The 14,115-nt window shown below is 72.2% G+C and carries 10 protein-coding genes; 7 read left to right on the plus strand and 3 right to left on the minus strand.

The window, feature by feature from the left end; translation table 11 throughout:
• Nucleotides 1-109: 109 nt before the first annotated feature.
• Nucleotides 110-346 carry a chaplin gene (locus tag ACZ4Z5_RS26745; protein WP_468267052.1) on the minus strand — a complete coding sequence of 79 codons (237 nt, stop codon included), beginning with the start codon at nucleotides 344-346 and terminating at the stop codon, nucleotides 110-112.
• A 698-nt stretch (nucleotides 347-1,044) separates the two neighbouring features.
• Between ACZ4Z5_RS26745 and ACZ4Z5_RS26750 the strand changes: the two genes are divergently transcribed.
• Both ACZ4Z5_RS26750 and ACZ4Z5_RS26755 read left to right on the plus strand, forming a co-directional pair.
• A complete protein-coding gene (locus ACZ4Z5_RS26750) occupies nucleotides 1,045-3,075 on the plus strand; it encodes an RICIN domain-containing protein (protein ID WP_468267054.1) in 2,031 nt (676 codons plus the stop codon).
• 83 nt (nucleotides 3,076-3,158) lie between these two features.
• On the plus strand, nucleotides 3,159-3,746 hold the full coding sequence (locus ACZ4Z5_RS26755; protein ID WP_468267056.1) for a hypothetical protein: 588 nt from the start codon (nucleotides 3,159-3,161) through the stop codon (nucleotides 3,744-3,746).
• 94 nt (nucleotides 3,747-3,840) lie between these two features.
• Here the strand turns inward: ACZ4Z5_RS26755 and ACZ4Z5_RS26760 are convergent, their stop codons facing one another.
• Nucleotides 3,841-5,334: an esterase/lipase family protein gene (locus ACZ4Z5_RS26760; protein WP_468267058.1), complete on the minus strand. Its 1,494-nt coding sequence runs from the start codon at nucleotides 5,332-5,334 to the stop codon at nucleotides 3,841-3,843.
• 20 nt (nucleotides 5,335-5,354) lie between these two features.
• On the opposite strand from ACZ4Z5_RS26760, the gene ACZ4Z5_RS26765 reads away from it, so the two are divergent.
• The 4 genes from ACZ4Z5_RS26765 (at nucleotide 5,355) to ACZ4Z5_RS26780 (ending at nucleotide 12,113) form a co-directional block, all read left to right on the plus strand.
• Nucleotides 5,355-7,610, plus strand: coding sequence for a hypothetical protein (locus ACZ4Z5_RS26765; protein ID WP_468267060.1), 2,256 nt, complete (start codon nucleotides 5,355-5,357; stop codon nucleotides 7,608-7,610).
• Nucleotides 7,610-9,988: a hypothetical protein gene (locus tag ACZ4Z5_RS26770; RefSeq protein ID WP_468267062.1), complete on the plus strand. Its 2,379-nt coding sequence runs from the start codon at nucleotides 7,610-7,612 to the stop codon at nucleotides 9,986-9,988. The genes ACZ4Z5_RS26765 and ACZ4Z5_RS26770 overlap by 1 nt, the downstream gene beginning before the upstream one ends.
• Before the next feature lie 304 nt (nucleotides 9,989-10,292).
• On the plus strand, nucleotides 10,293-10,988 hold the full coding sequence (locus ACZ4Z5_RS26775; protein WP_468267064.1) for an RES domain-containing protein: 696 nt from the start codon (nucleotides 10,293-10,295) through the stop codon (nucleotides 10,986-10,988).
• A 729-nt stretch (nucleotides 10,989-11,717) separates the two neighbouring features.
• Nucleotides 11,718-12,113, plus strand: coding sequence for an XRE family transcriptional regulator (locus tag ACZ4Z5_RS26780; protein WP_468267066.1), 396 nt, complete (start codon nucleotides 11,718-11,720; stop codon nucleotides 12,111-12,113).
• Nucleotides 12,114-12,178: 65 nt separating this feature from the next.
• On the opposite strand, the gene ACZ4Z5_RS26785 is transcribed toward ACZ4Z5_RS26780, so the two are convergent.
• Nucleotides 12,179-12,874, minus strand: coding sequence for a GDSL-type esterase/lipase family protein (locus tag ACZ4Z5_RS26785; RefSeq protein WP_468267068.1), 696 nt, complete (start codon nucleotides 12,872-12,874; stop codon nucleotides 12,179-12,181).
• Between the two features lie 86 nt (nucleotides 12,875-12,960).
• Between ACZ4Z5_RS26785 and ACZ4Z5_RS26790 the strand changes: the two genes are divergently transcribed.
• Nucleotides 12,961-13,962 (plus strand): WD40 repeat domain-containing protein, encoded by a 1,002-nt coding sequence (locus ACZ4Z5_RS26790; protein WP_468267070.1) that lies wholly within the window; start codon nucleotides 12,961-12,963, stop codon nucleotides 13,960-13,962.
• Nucleotides 13,963-14,115: the final 153 nt, after the last annotated feature.

Consider the following 14,115-nt stretch of genomic DNA (forward strand, 5'->3'; position numbering starts at 1 on the left):
TTTCTTCCGGGGCTTTCCCTTTTTGTCCTCCTTCCCCCCAGAAGACTCTCAACACCCCCACCCTCCCCCCCCCCCCCCGGTGCCCCCCCCCCGCGCGCGTACCGGGGCGTCAGGCGTTGGCGCAGAGGTTCCCGGCTGCGGGGTTGAGCAGCGAGACGGCGCCCACGCTGTTGCCGCAGAGGTTGAGCGGGAGGTGGATCGGGACCTGGATGACGTTGCCGGACAGGACGCCCGGCGACGAGGCGGCGACGCCCGACGCGCCGGCGTCGGCGACGGCGGTGCCGGCTCCGGCGATGGTGCCTGCGGCGACGAGGGCGGTGGCGGCGAAGGCGGTACGAATGCGCATGTCTCTCCAGTTCGATGACTGCTCGAGGGCGGTTGTGGACGACAGGGCGACAGGACGTCGCGCCCTCGATAACAGCGGCAGCCGCGAGGAGTTACGGGGCATTCGTCCGATCAGTGGCGCGTCGGGTGACGGTCACGCTCTGTGCTCGTTCCGATCGCCACGTGCGAGAACTGCGGACGCTGCGCATGCCGGCCGTGATGGTTCTTCGTGTGGCGGCGATGCTGTCGGAGACCTGCTGGGGAAGTCGGCGGTCGGTGAACGGACATGCCTCTCGGGCCCGTATTCCTCGACATGAAGTCCATGTCGACGCAAGGGCGTTCATGACATGCGGTGATCAAGGGCATTCGCAGCGCAACGAATTTGACCGAAGTTCAGGGAAATTGCAGCCCGCTGAATATTTCGGTTGTATTACGACATCCTTAAAAGGGACTAGACCAATTGCCTTGCGTGCGTTCAACTGCCCATCTGTGCAGTTAAGTTGACTGATCATCAAACGGTGATCGCCGGTAACGGAACCGCATCTACCGGCATGGCCCAATTTGCCCCGACTCCTCCTTTGAGCGCCTCTGGCAGGCTGCCGCGCACCCAATCCCCTGACCAAGGAAATGAGGTGCATCATGTCGGGACGAAGAAGGCTGACAACCCGTCGGCAGACGTCTCGCCGGTATATATGGGTCACCGCCGCGGTAGTCGCGGGGGTGCTCGGCGGGGGCGTCGTCGCCTTCGACGCCGTGCAGTCCGGGAACGATGACCGGCCGGCGATCACGCAGGCCGCAGGCGCACCGACGGCGGCCCCCGAGCCCGCCGCCGCGCCGACCCGTGACGAGGAACCCGAGCCGATCAAGGCGAAGCCGAAGAACGAGCCGCAGCGCGGCATGGTGTACGACGGCCTCAGCACCGCTTCCAAGGGCGACAAGTGCGCCGGTGTGTACCGCACCGACAGCGGCCTGTGCACGCACGGGCCCGACGCGCCCCCGAAGGGCGTGGACATCAAGAAGGACACGCCTCCGGCGGTCAAGTCGACGGCCCCGGCAGCCGATCCGGGCCGCCCCGACGCCGCTCCGGACGCCACGTCCGACAAGCTTGCGCAGGACGCCCCGGCCGCCCTCGACGCGCGGACCGGCAAGGCGACCGACCCCGGTCGCGCGCCCTCCGCTCCCGCGGCAACCGGCGGCTCCGCCGCCTCGCCCGGTCCCGCCGCCTCCGGCGGCTCCGCCGTGGCCAGCGGACCGGCGGGACAGACCGTGCAGTGCGACGGCGACGGCAGCACCGGCAACCGCACCCAGGTCGTGTACGTCCACGCTCCCGGCCGCGACCGCTACGCCCAGTACGCCGCCTCCTTCCGCAAGTGGGCCGCCGACGCCGACCTCATCTACTCGGCGAGCGCCCAGGAGACCGGTGGCGTCCGGCACATCCGCTATGTGACCGCGGCGGACTGCACCCCGACCGTGCTCAACATCGAGGTGCCCGCGAACGCCCTCTCCGAGTTCAGCGCCACCAACCGCGCGCTCGCCGACAAGGGCCTCAACCGCCGCGACCGCAAGTACATGATCTTCGCCGACGCGCAGGTCTACTGCGGCATCGGCACCTTCAACGGTGACGAGCGCCCCGGCCAGAACAACCTGAGCAACTTCGGCCCCTCCTACGGCCGTACGGACACCGGATGCTGGGGCGGCCACACCGCCGCCCACGAACTCGGCCACAACCTCGGCGCGGTAAACAACAGCGCGCCCAACACCAGCCGCGGCGCGCACTGCACGGACGAGTACGACGTCATGTGCTACTCGGACTCGCCGTACTACCCGCAGATGCGCACGGTGTGCGGGGACCAGAACCACGAGCAGCGGCTCGACTGCAACCACGACGACTACTTCCACACCAACCCCCGCCCGGGCAGTTACCTCGCCACGCACTGGAACATCGCCGACAACCAGTTCCTGATGCGTGCCAAGGGTGACGGCGGCGGTGGCGGTGGTGGTGGCGGTACGCAGCCGACGCCGACCCCGAGCCCCACCACCTCCACCGGACCGGCCCCCACCACGGGCCCCGACGTGACCGTCGGACAGATCACGCCCGACTCGGCCGTCGTCAGCTGGAAGAGCGTCCCGGGCGCCGCCTGGTACCAGATCGTCCTGGGCGGACGTCACATGGCGTGGGTGCAGGCCAACGTGGTCCGCGTCTACAACCTCCAGCCGGGCACCGACTACAGCGTCGCCGTCGCGGTCCGCGACACCGCAGGCAAGGACACCCGGCCGGGTCGTGCCACCTCCTTCCGCACGCCCGGCAACGGCGGAGGCACCACCACGCCGAACGTCCGTCACCTCCTCACCAACGGCGCGACCGGTATCGCCGCCGAGATCTGGGGCGGCAGGACGAGCGACGGCACGGTCCTCACCGGCTCCCGCAGCAACGGATACGCCCACCAGCAGTGGTACTTCGACGACGCCGGCAGCGGATACACCCGGATCCGCTCCGCGGTGTCCGGGAAGTGCCTGCAGCTCGGCGGCGCATCCGCCGCGGGCATGTGGGTCTCCCAGCAGCCCTGCGGCAGCTCCCCGGCCCAGCAGTGGCGCCTCGCGGCGAAGGGCGGCGGGGTGACCGTCACCGCGAAGTCCGGCGACTTCGTCCTCGGCGTGAGCAACCGCCCGTACTACGGCGCCTGGCTGCTGGAGCTCCAGAGCCCGGACGGCCGTCCGGCCCAGATCTGGACGGTCCAGAAGACCTCCTGATCCCTGTGCCCCACTGCCGGGGGCGGGCCGAGAGCCCGCCCCCGGCACCTCCGTTTTCCGTCCCACCACAGGAGCCGCACGACATGCGCCGCGTCCGCGCCGCCCTGCCCCTCGCCGGCCTGCTGCTGTCCCTCGCCGCCGTCCCCGCCCAGGCACACGGCGACACCCTGCTCGTGGAGATCACCGGCCACCGCCAGGGCCACATCACGACCACGGTCACCTGGGAGAACGACAAGGACCCGGTCGACGAGAACGTCGCCGCGACCGTGAACGCCCAGAGCCCCGACGGCACCCGTTCCGCGGGCCCCTGGCGACTGGTCCGCAGCCCGGGCACGCCCACCGGCTACACCACGGCCGAGGCCCTGCCGCCCGGCCGGTGGAACGTCACCGTCGAGGCGGGATTCCCCGGCCTGGGAGCCGCGAAGAAGGAGATCACGGTGGAGGCAGAGGCGTCCCGGCCGTCGTCCCCGCCGGACACGTCGTCCCCGCCGGCGCGGACGTCACCGCAGGCAGCCGCCGGAGCCGCGAGCGCCCCGGCCGCCCCCGCGGCCACCCGCGCGTCCGCCCCGCAGCAGGCCGACGGCAACACCCTGACCTGGGCGCTCGGGGCCGGCGGCCTCCTCGTCGCCGCGGCGGCCACCACCTGGTGGCTCCGCCGTCGCAGCACCTGACGGTCCGGCGCGCGGAGGAGCGCCGGGGCCGGGCGACCAGCCGGGGGCCCACGGACACCCCCCGCCGGGGGTTGTCCATCGAGCCGGACACCCGCTACTCTTCGGCCTCCTCCAGCCGCTCGCCCGGCGCCGTCGCCATCACCAGCTGGGTGATGGTGGAGCCGTCGTAGGTCCGTGCCGTGACCCGGTACAGGCCCGGGCTCCGCACCGTGACCTCGGCGACGATCCGCCCGTCGGCCCAGGCCGGCACCGCCGCCCGGCGGTTGCCGGGATCCTCCAGGTCGACGACGTCGCAGGTGAGACCGGCGAGCGAGTCGACCTCGTCGAACGACACGGTCCAGGGCCGCCCGGCCTCGACGAGGTCCGGAGTGGTCAGACCACAGCCCTGGTCGCCCTGGGGCGGCCCCAGATGGGCGTCCTCCCGCAGGATCTCGGTGACGGCGTCGAGCGAGGCCGACGCCTTCGCGACATCGCCGTGCTGGAGCGGGAGCGGCGTCACCGCCGGGCTGATGGAAGCCGACTCCTTGTAGACGGTGCCGTCGCCGTGGACATGGAAGTACCTGACCCGGTCGTGGCGGTCGCGGATGAGGGTCCCGTCGCTGTTCTGGCGCGCGCCGTCGAGATGCGCCTCGACCCGCCCGCCGTCGATGGTCAGGCTCTGCCAGGTGGGCTGGTTGACGCCGACGACCGAACGGTGGTCCGGCAGGCGGATCTTCTTCTGCGACTCGTGGAAGGCCGCGGCGTCGCGCGCCAGCTCGGCGTTGCCGCCGATGGCGGTGATGTCCGCGGGGGTGAGCCGGCGCACGTTCCCGTCGGCGCGCAGCGCCTTGTACTGGGGCAGCAGATCGTGGAGGCCCGGCATGGTCGCGCAGATGGAGCGCAGTCTGCGGTGCGGCAGCGGTACCGGCGTGCCCCGGCCGGTGTTGAGGATGACGGTCGCCTTGACGGCCCCGTGGAAGGGCGTGCCGAGGGTGATGACGCCCCGGGTGTCGGCGGCCAGCTCGGCGTCGTACTCCGCGCCCAGCGCGGCGCGGGTGACGAGGCCCCCCATGGAGTGGGCGACGAAGACGAGCCGGCCCGGACGCTCGTCCACGCGGTGCCGGCGGGCGGCGTCATGGGCGGGGTGTCCGCGCCAGGCCGTGAGGTGCCGGCGGGCGGCGTCGGCCAGGAGACGGGCGTTGACGGCGACGGGAAGCCGCCAGTCGTACCCGAACTCCAGGACGGCGGCGGGATGCGCGACGCACCGGCGCACCGTGCCGACGAGGTCGGTATAGGGCTCGTGGCCGGCCAGGTAGGGCGTCCAGGCGCTGTGCTTCAGGAGGCCGACGGCCTTGATCCTGCCGTGCCTGCCCTCGAGTTCGTCGTCCGTGAGCCGCAGCGCCCGGAGTCCGCCGGGGAGGGTCCACGCCTTCAGCAGCCAGGAGACGCCGCCCAGGCCCCAGACGGTCTTCCCGGATTCGGTGTCGAACAGCTCGCTGCCCATGATGCCGGGCACCACGACGACCGCGTCCTGGGTGACGTGGTCCGGTAACTCGCCTTCGGAGCCGTGGATCACAGCTTCGGATCGATGGTGCTGGTGGTCGTCCATGGCTGTGAACAATAGGGAACGTGAACGGGGATCGGGCAGAGATCGGCTTACTGGGTTCCACGGGTACGACGGTGGCGGTCGGGGCACCTCCTTCCCCGCCGGCAGGGCTGCTGGTCGCCCTGGCGGTGGAGGACGGCACCCCCGAGTTCGGCGCGGCGGTCGACGAGCAGCTGGAGGCGGTGGCCCTCTGGTGGGAGAGACCCCGGCCGGACGAGCCGGGCTTCGTGAAGGTGCAGTCGCGCGCCCCGCGCACCCGGCACGACGTGGAGTGCTTCCTCCACCGGTCCGGGGTGCGCGAGGCGGAGCCGGAGGTGCCCCTGGTGCTGTTCGTCACCGGCCACGGCTTCGTCGGCTCGTCGTCGAAGCACTACACCCTGCTGCAGGACACCGACCGCACCCGGCTGCTGGGCACGGGCCTGCGCACCAACGACATCGTCACCGCCGCGCTCGACTCGCACGCCCGCGACGTCCTGGTGATCGTCAACATGTGCGAGGCGGCGGGGATCGCGCCGGAACTGCTGGAGCTCGAACGGGACCTGGCGATGTCCCGCACCACGGGCGGCACGCTGAACGTCCTGGCGACCACCGGTCCCCGGACACGGGTCCTGGGACGGGAGTTCGCGCTCGTCCTGCGGGAGGCCCATGACTGGGTGAGCTCCCGGCAGCACATCACCCGCCCGTACCTGACGATGGCGGAGTTCACCGAGGCGCTCCGGCACGCCACCGGAAAGGTCAACGCGAGGTACGGGAGGAAGCTCCTCGGACCACGCCCGGTCCTCACCGGCGGACTGGACGTGCCGACCGCGACCCTGCCCAACCCCGGATACCGGCCCGGGAACGCGGTCGTCGCGTCCAGCCGCCGGGAGGTGGCCGCCACCTCCGACGAACTGGACTACTGGCTGGAGAAGGCGAGCGGGCGCACCGGCGCCGCCGACCCCGGCTGGTACTTCTCGGGCCGCCACGCGCTGAACCGCGAGGTGACCGCCTTCCTGCAGGGCCCGCCGGGGGTGCTCGTGGTCACGGGCACCGCGGCCAGCGGCAAGTCGGCGATCCTCGGCAGGGCGGTGACCCTGAGCGACCCGTCGTTCCGTGCCTCCGCGCGGTACGCCGAGGCCGTCACCCACTGCCCCGACGACACCGTGCCCGTCGCCGACGCGGTGACCGTGGCCGTCACCGCCCGCAACCGTGACCCGCTCACGCTCCTGCGTACCGTCGCCCAAGGCCTCGGAGCCACGGCGGACCCGGCGGGACGGGACGCGGTCCGCCGCTGGCAGGCCGGCCTGAGGACGTTCCTCATGACCCCGGGACCGATGGTCACGATCGTCGTCGACGCCCTGGACGAGGCGTACGACCCCATGGGATGCATACGCGACGCTCTGGCGCCGCTCGCCGTCCACGCCCGAATACCGGCCGACGGGCCGTCACCGGCCGCGGGCCCCGTACCGGACACCCCCGGCCCGTCACCGGCCGTGTGCCCGCCGCTGCTCCCGGCCCAGGGCGGCTCCCGCCCTCCGGGCGACGCTCCGGGGCGCGGCCTGAGGCTGCTGCTCGCGGTGCGCAGCAGCAGCCCCGCCGCTCCCGCCCACGGTCCGTCGGCCTCCGGCCCGTCAGTCCCCGGTCCGTCGGCGCCCGTCCCGGCTCCGTCCGCGTCCGGCCACGACCTCCTCGACGAACTCCGCGCCCAGTTCACCGCCCCGACCGTGCTGCGCACCGACGCGGACGGGATCGCGGACGACATCGCCGCCTACGTCCGGGCGCTCCTCGACGGAGCGCCGGCCTGGGCCGGGAACGATCTGCGCAAGGTGTCGGAGGCGGTCGCCCGGCGCGTCGAAGGGTCCTTCCTCGACGCCCGGCTGGCGGCGGAGCAGCTGCGCGCCGGCGGACCGGCCCTCCTGGAGGACCCGCGGTGGCTCGTGAGACTCGACCAGGGGACGGTCGGACTCCTGGAGGCGGACCTGAACGAGGTCGCCGAGGACGGGCTCGCCGCCGACGAGGCCCTGGCGCTGCTGCGCGCCACGGCGTTCGCGCCGGGGCGCGGAATGGCGTGGGGAGAGGTGTGGCCGGCGGTGGCCTCGGCGCTGTACGGCGGCACGCTGGAAGACGCCGACGAGAAGATCGACACGCTGCTGAAGGGACGTCTGTCGGGGTATCTCACCCATGACAGCGAGGACGAGCGACTGGTCTACCGGCCGGCCCATGACCGGCTGGCCGCGGTATTGAGGCGCTGGCAGGGGGCCGGCGGCACACAGGGTGGGGGAACTGGGGGGAGCACCTGATGCGCACAGGTGAGTATGACGGGCCGTCCGACGGCGGAGCCGCCGAGCAGGCGGACCACGCCCGGATCGCGGCCGCACTGGCGGAGCTGGCGGGGACGTACGCGAACACGGCTCCGCCGCCCTACTTACGGCGTCATCTGGCCCGGCACGCCCGGCTGGGCGGGGTGCTGGACGACGTGCACGTGCCGCCCGCGCTGCTGCCGTGGGTGACCGGCGACGGCATCAGGGGCATGCTGGCCTCGCCCAGCGACCACGGGCCCCGCCAGTGGCTGGAGGCCTGGGCCACGGTCGAGCCGTACCTGCACTCGGCGGACGTCCCGTCCCGCCTCGCCAGCCTGCACCTGGCCTACACGGCACTGCAGTACCCGCGCGTGCCCCGTGCGCGGATGCCGGAGGCGGCGGCGGGGCCCGAGGGGTCCCGGCTGACCGTCCTGTGGTCGCAGTGGACGCCCCCGGCCAACGTCCTGGCGAAGGTCGCCCACCAGGTGCAGTCGCTGGCGGCGGTCACCACGCCCGAGGGCAGGTCCCTGCTGGCCGCGGGCGACGAACAGGGCGGCATCGAACTGCTCGACGCGGTGGAGGGAACCGCGGTCGGCGAGCGCATCCCCGCTCACGAGGGAATGGTGCGCTGCCTGATCGGCGCCCCCAGGGCGGGCGGGGGAAGCCGCACTCCGGGCCCGGCACTCCTGGTCTCGGGGAGCACCGACGGCACCGTCCGTGTCTGGGACCCCGGGCGGGGCACCCTGGTCGACCAGATCGCCCGGCCGGGCAACTTCTGGACCGACGACGTGACCGCCTACACCGACGACGACGGCGAGACGGCCGTGGTGGCGGTCAACGGGGAAGGGGCGGTGACGTGGTGGAACGAACGTCTCGGCATGCGGCCGCTGCCGCCGCTCCCGGGCGAGCCGCCGCGTGACGGCAAGGCGTCCCTGACCACCACGACCGGTGCCGACGGCCGGCGGCTGCTGGTGATCGCCGACGGTGCGTCGCTGACGTTCCGGCAGGCGGAGGATCACGCCGTCGTGGCCGAGTACCCCCTCGCGGGCGCGGTCCGGGTGCTCGTCCCCACCACCCGGGAGGGGACCGTCGCCGCGGGACACGCCGACGGCACGGTGTCCCTCTGGTGCGCCGACGGGTACCGCGGCACCCTCGTCGGTTGCGACAGCGCGGTGACGGGGCTGGCCGCCCTGCGTCTGGACGGGCGCGACCTGCTCGCCGCGGGCGGCGGCAGGACCGTCGCCCTGTGGGACATCGCCGGCCCGGAGCAGGAGGCCGGGCGGCTCGCCGGGCACACCGCGGCGGTCACCGCGCTGTGCCGGGTGTCCCTCCGGGGCACGGACGTGCTCGCCTCGGCCGCCGCGGACAACACCGTGCGTCTGTGGGACCGCGACCTGCTCGCGCAGGCGCTGAACGGCGACGGCAGCTCGGCCCGGTGCACCACGGGCGGGGCCTTCCTCGCCGACCACCGGGCCCGTGCCGCCCGGCTCGCGATCAGCGGCAGCGATCCCCGGCTCGAACTGTGGGACACCGTGAACGGCCGCAGGATCGCGGGCATCGACACCGGATGTCCGGTGACCGCCATGGCCTGGGCGGAGCGCGCCCAGGGCCACCTTCTGCTGTGGGCCGGGGAGGACAACGGCATCCGCTGCTGGGACGCGACGACCAGGAGTCTGCTGCCGGCCGTGCTGGAGGGCCACCGCCTGCCCGTGCAGGCCATCGACGCCTGCACCACGGCACAGGGCCGGCACCTCGCGATCAGCGGCGGCGACGACTGGACCGTGAGGCTCTGGGACCTGGACGGGCTTACGCTCCTGCGCACCTGGAAGGGGCACGAACTCCGGGTCCGCGCCGTCGCGGCCGCCTCGGACCACCGCAGCCAGGAGTGGTTCGCCTCCGCCGGTTCGGACGGCACCGTGTGCCTGTGGGACGTCGACCGAGGCCTCGTCGGACGGCCCATCAGATGCCGGCAGGGCCTCATCGACGCCCTCGCCGTCAACGCTCTCCCGACCAGCGGCCTCCCTCCCTATCTGGCCAGCGGCGGCGACGACGGCAGCATCCGCCTCTGGGATCTCCTGACCCGTGAGCCGCTCGGCGAGCCGCTCCGGGGCCACACCGCCGGGGTCAACGCCCTGGCCACGTGGTCCGCCGACGACCACGGCTGCTTCCTGGCCAGTGCGTCCGGCGACGGCACGGTCCGGGTCTGGGACCTCGTCGCGGGCCGGTGCGTGCTCCAGCTCGCCACCGGGAGCCCCGTACGGACCCTGTCGGCCCATGCCGCGGCGAGCAGCGAAAGGGTCGTGCTCGCCCTCGCGGGCGAGGCGGGCGCCGTGGTCCTCGAACTCGACCTTGTCGACGCCCGGCAGAGCGGAGCCTGACCATGGGCTGTGCGCCCCCCGGAATCCTTCGTGCGCCCCTCATTGATTGGTGCAACAGGCACTCTTAAGTCCTACCAGCACACGAAAATGATCGTTCGGCATGTGCCAGGGACGGTCCCACCGTGCGGCGCTGCCCCCGCAACAACCGTGCTACGGCAACGAGCACAACACCCGAGACGATCACCGGCTCGACGGCGAGCCCGCGCGCGGCGGCGCCGGCCCCTGCCGTCGGGCCACGAGCATCACCGGCCGCGTGCCCGCGCGCCCGCGCGAGGGCACGCGGCCGGAGCTAGGAGTGGCGCGCATGAGCAGGGCGACACAGCAGCCCGACGTCCGCCTGATCCCCGCACCCGACCGCGGCATCTGGCGGCTGGGGAAGGCCAAGGAGCCCCTGAGGTACGAGAGGATCAGTCCGGACGACGACTCCCGGGCCGGAGGCAACCGCTGGAGCCTGGTCGGCTACGGCACGCTGTACTGCGCCTCCGCCCACGACGGCTGCTTCGCCGAGGCCCTGGCCCCCTTCCGGGTGCACCCCTCGATGCGCGAGGTCATCGCGGACGACTGGCAGGAGCCTTACTACATGACCCCGGGGAAGATCCCCCGGGACTGGACCACCCGGCACACCCTGGTGCGCTTACAGCCCTCCAAGGACGCCCGATTCCTCGACGTCGACGACGAACGCACCCTGAGCACCCTGTCCCGCGAGCTCAAGGACGAGCTCGCCGAGCACGGGGTCGACGAACTGACGGCCGAGCACATCCAGGGCTTCAACCGGCGCATCACCCGGCAGATCTCCGCCTGGGCCATCAGTCAGCGCACCGGCCACACACGGCAGGAACGCCTCGTCCACGGCATCGCCTACCGGTCGCGCTTCGGTATGCGGCAGTGCTGGGCCGTCTTCAGCGACGTGGAGCTCCAGCAGGTGGAGTCCAGCCTGGTCTTCCCGGAGGCCGAGGCCCTGCGCACGGTCGCCGAGGAGTACGGCCTCACCATGCTGTGACCCCGTCGGCCGCCCGCCGTACCCTGCCGTACCCCACTGCCACCCGCCTTGGACTCCCCGAAAGTCCACCCTGAAGTCCACCAGGAAATCCACCGCCTCGCCATAGTCCGAACGAACGAAATCACCCCGATCTCCTCAGGAGTCACGCCGCCGTCCCGCCCCGGGAACGGCGGCGAAACTGCAGGCCAACGCCTCTCCTTCCGCGTGATGCAGAACTCTTGACGTTTCGTCAACCGTGTCGACAATCTCGGCCAAGCAGTGGAGTAGGGGTGGCAAAGTGGGTAGCCTATGGGGTGTCAGTAACCGAGAAAGTGGGGGGATCCTATGTCCGTTGCCAGGAAGCACTTACCGGCCTCGTGCGACGTGCCGTTCCCGGCGCGGCCCGGCCGAGGCTCCGGGAGTACGCCGGCCGGCGAGCGTCGCAGGACGGCCTTCTCCGGCCTCGATCCCCTCAGTCATCCCTGCACCGGATCGCACGCGACCGGCAAGCACCGATGCTGAACACCGCCGCCCGGCCGGCGATCCGGACGACCCGTGACGGTCATGCTTCCCGACGGGTCCGACACCTCCACACGAAGCAGTCATAGCCCGCCGGACCAGCGTCCCATGCGCTCTCCCATCGACACCGCATGCGACAGCCGGGTCCCCGCGTGCATCAAGCACCCGTCGTCTGACACGCGACCGCCATGCATCCAGGCGCGCAGTCAGGACAACGAGGGAGACGACACCATGGCCCAAGAGACAGACACCGCCCCCAAGAGCGCGGCCAGTGCCGAGCGCGCCCACGCCCTCACCGTGCGCATGCACATCGACGAGATCGCCCGGTTCCTCCAGGACAGCCTCGGGCAGCGCCTGACCGCGAGGATCGCGGGCATCAGCGATCCCAAGCAGGTCGGCAAGTGGGCGTCCGGCGACACCAGGCCACGACAGGAGTCCGAGGACCGGCTGCGCGCCGCGCTCCAGGTCTTCCAGCTGATCCAGGACGCCGAGAGCCTGTACACCGCCCGCGCCTGGATGATCGGAATGAATCCCCAGCTCGAGGACGAGGCGCCAGCACAGTGCATCGCCGACGGGCGGTTCCGTGACGTCATGGTCGCCGCGCGCGCCTACGTCGACGGAGGCTGAACCCGTCACCCCTGCTGCCCGCCGCCCGGCGGGCAGCAGCGCAGGGCGTGTCACACCTCCCGGGGTCAGATGATCCCGGTGGAGTGCGCCGGGGCGCCCAGGCCCCACGCCTGGTGCATCGCGTCGGCGAACGTGCCCGCCAGCTTCCGTTCCCCCGAGGCGTTGGGATGCGTCCCGTCATAGGTGTCGAGGTCGATGTCGTACCCCGCCGGCTGCGAGGCCAGCAGCAGTGGCGAGCGTTCCTCGTCGAGGTCGGCGACCAGCTTGGCGAGGAGCTCGTTGAAGCGGCCGACCTCGGCCGCGAACTCCGGTGAGCCGACGGCCAGCACGTTCGGTACCACCGGCAGGCACACCACCTGGATCCGGGGATTGGCGGCACGCGCCTCCATGAGGAAGAGCCGTGCGTTCTCCACCGTCTGGTCGGCGTTCGTGTAGAAGCCGAGGTCTATCAGGCCCAGGGAGACCAGAACGGTGTCCGCCCGCGTCGAGGCGACCGTGTCCCGGATCAGCGGTGCCATGTGCAGCCAGCCCTCGCCCCAGCCCGCCAGGTGCCCCCGTGCCTTCTCGGGGAACGAGGGATCGCCGTACGCGTACGAGACGGGAGCGTCGGCCGAGACGTCGTGCAGCGTGGTGCGGGGCCCGACGATGGCGAAGGGCCCGCCGAACGAAGCCGACAGGTGCTGCCACATACGGAAGCGCCAGGTGTGGTCGCCGGCGCTTCCGATCGTCATGGAATCGCCGACGAAGAGGAACCTGTGCACCCGGTCATGATGGCCGAACGGCCGGGATCACGCTCCTGACCAGCCATGTGAGTCTGAACACGCCGTGGGGATGGCAGTCTTGGGTCATGCGTGCGCGTTCGTTCGTCTCTGTCTCCGGGGCCGTACTGGCCGTCGTCCTCGCCGCCGCGGCACCGGCGGCCGCGGACGACGAGGACCGTTTCACGATCAAGGACACCCGGATCAAGGAATCCAGCGGCCTGGCCGCGAGCCGGAACCATCCGGGCGTCTACTGGACGCACAACGACAGCGACGACGGCCCGTACGTGTACGCCGTCGACGGGCGCACCGGGGAGACGGTGGCGACGATCTCCCTGAAGGGCGTCGGCCGGCCCCGCGACGTCGAGGCCATCTCCATCGGCCCGGACGGCTACGTCTACGTCGGCGACATCGGCGACAACCTCAACGGCAGCTGGAACCACGTGTGGATCTACCGTTTCCGCGAGCCGAAGCAGCTCCGGGACGCCACCGTCGAGGCGACCCAGTTCACTGTCCGCTACGCCGACGGCCCCCGCGACGCCGAGGCGATGATGGTCCACCCGGTCACCGGCCGCGTCTACATAGCCTCCAAGAACGAGGACGGCGGCGGCCTCTACGAGGGCCCGGCGCGGCTCTCGGCGTCCGGGTCGAACGTGTTCCGCAAGGTCGGCGAGGTGCCGTGGGTGACGGACGGCGCGTTCTCCCCCGACGGGAAGGAGCTGACGCTGCGCAGCTACTTCAGCGCCCGGGCGTACGAGTGGAAGCCGGGCGCCGGCGGCACCGGCCGGCTCGGCGCGGACCGCGCGGTCCGCGCCCCGCTCCTGGGGCAGGCCGAGTCGGTGACCTACACGGCGGACGGCAGCGCGCTGATGTTCGGCTCCGAGGGCGCGCAGAGCGATGTGGTCCGGGTCGAGGTCCAGCGCCCCGGCGGCCCGACCGGCGGCCCCGGCAAGGACTCGGGCTCCCCGGGCCGGCAGCCGGGAGGAACGCTCCCCACGGGCGACAGCGGCGACCTCACGGTCGGCGTACTGGTCGTCGCGGCGGCGGCCGTCGTCTTCTTCGGGCTGAAGCGGCTGTTCCGCCGGGGGTGACGCCCGGGGGTGTCCGGCGGATCACGGCCGGACCCTGCCCGGCACCTCCTGGCAACCCCCTGGCCGTCGGCAGGGACCTGCGGTCGGCCGGGACGGCAGGGAGCCCGTGACACCCCACCGGGATGTCACGGGCTCCATGAACGCCGGGTCTCC

Source organism: Streptomyces sp. NPDC030222, assembly GCF_055573115.1.

What these genes read in the sequence shown, in the direction of transcription:
- ACZ4Z5_RS26780 (WP_468267066.1), top strand. Translation starts at nt 11,718, where the DNA reads ATGGCCCAAGAGACAGACACCGCCCCCAAGAGCGCGGCCAGTGCCGAG.
- ACZ4Z5_RS26755 (WP_468267056.1), top strand. Translation starts at nt 3,159, where the DNA reads ATGCGCCGCGTCCGCGCCGCCCTGCCCCTCGCCGGCCTGCTGCTGTCC.
- ACZ4Z5_RS26760 (WP_468267058.1), bottom strand. Translation starts at nt 5,334, where the DNA reads ATGGACGACCACCAGCACCATCGATCCGAAGCTGTGATCCACGGCTCC.
- ACZ4Z5_RS26775 (WP_468267064.1), top strand. Translation starts at nt 10,293, where the DNA reads ATGAGCAGGGCGACACAGCAGCCCGACGTCCGCCTGATCCCCGCACCC.
- ACZ4Z5_RS26790 (WP_468267070.1), top strand. Translation starts at nt 12,961, where the DNA reads ATGCGTGCGCGTTCGTTCGTCTCTGTCTCCGGGGCCGTACTGGCCGTC.
- ACZ4Z5_RS26770 (WP_468267062.1), top strand. Translation starts at nt 7,610, where the DNA reads ATGCGCACAGGTGAGTATGACGGGCCGTCCGACGGCGGAGCCGCCGAG.
- ACZ4Z5_RS26745 (WP_468267052.1), bottom strand. Translation starts at nt 346, where the DNA reads ATGCGCATTCGTACCGCCTTCGCCGCCACCGCCCTCGTCGCCGCAGGC.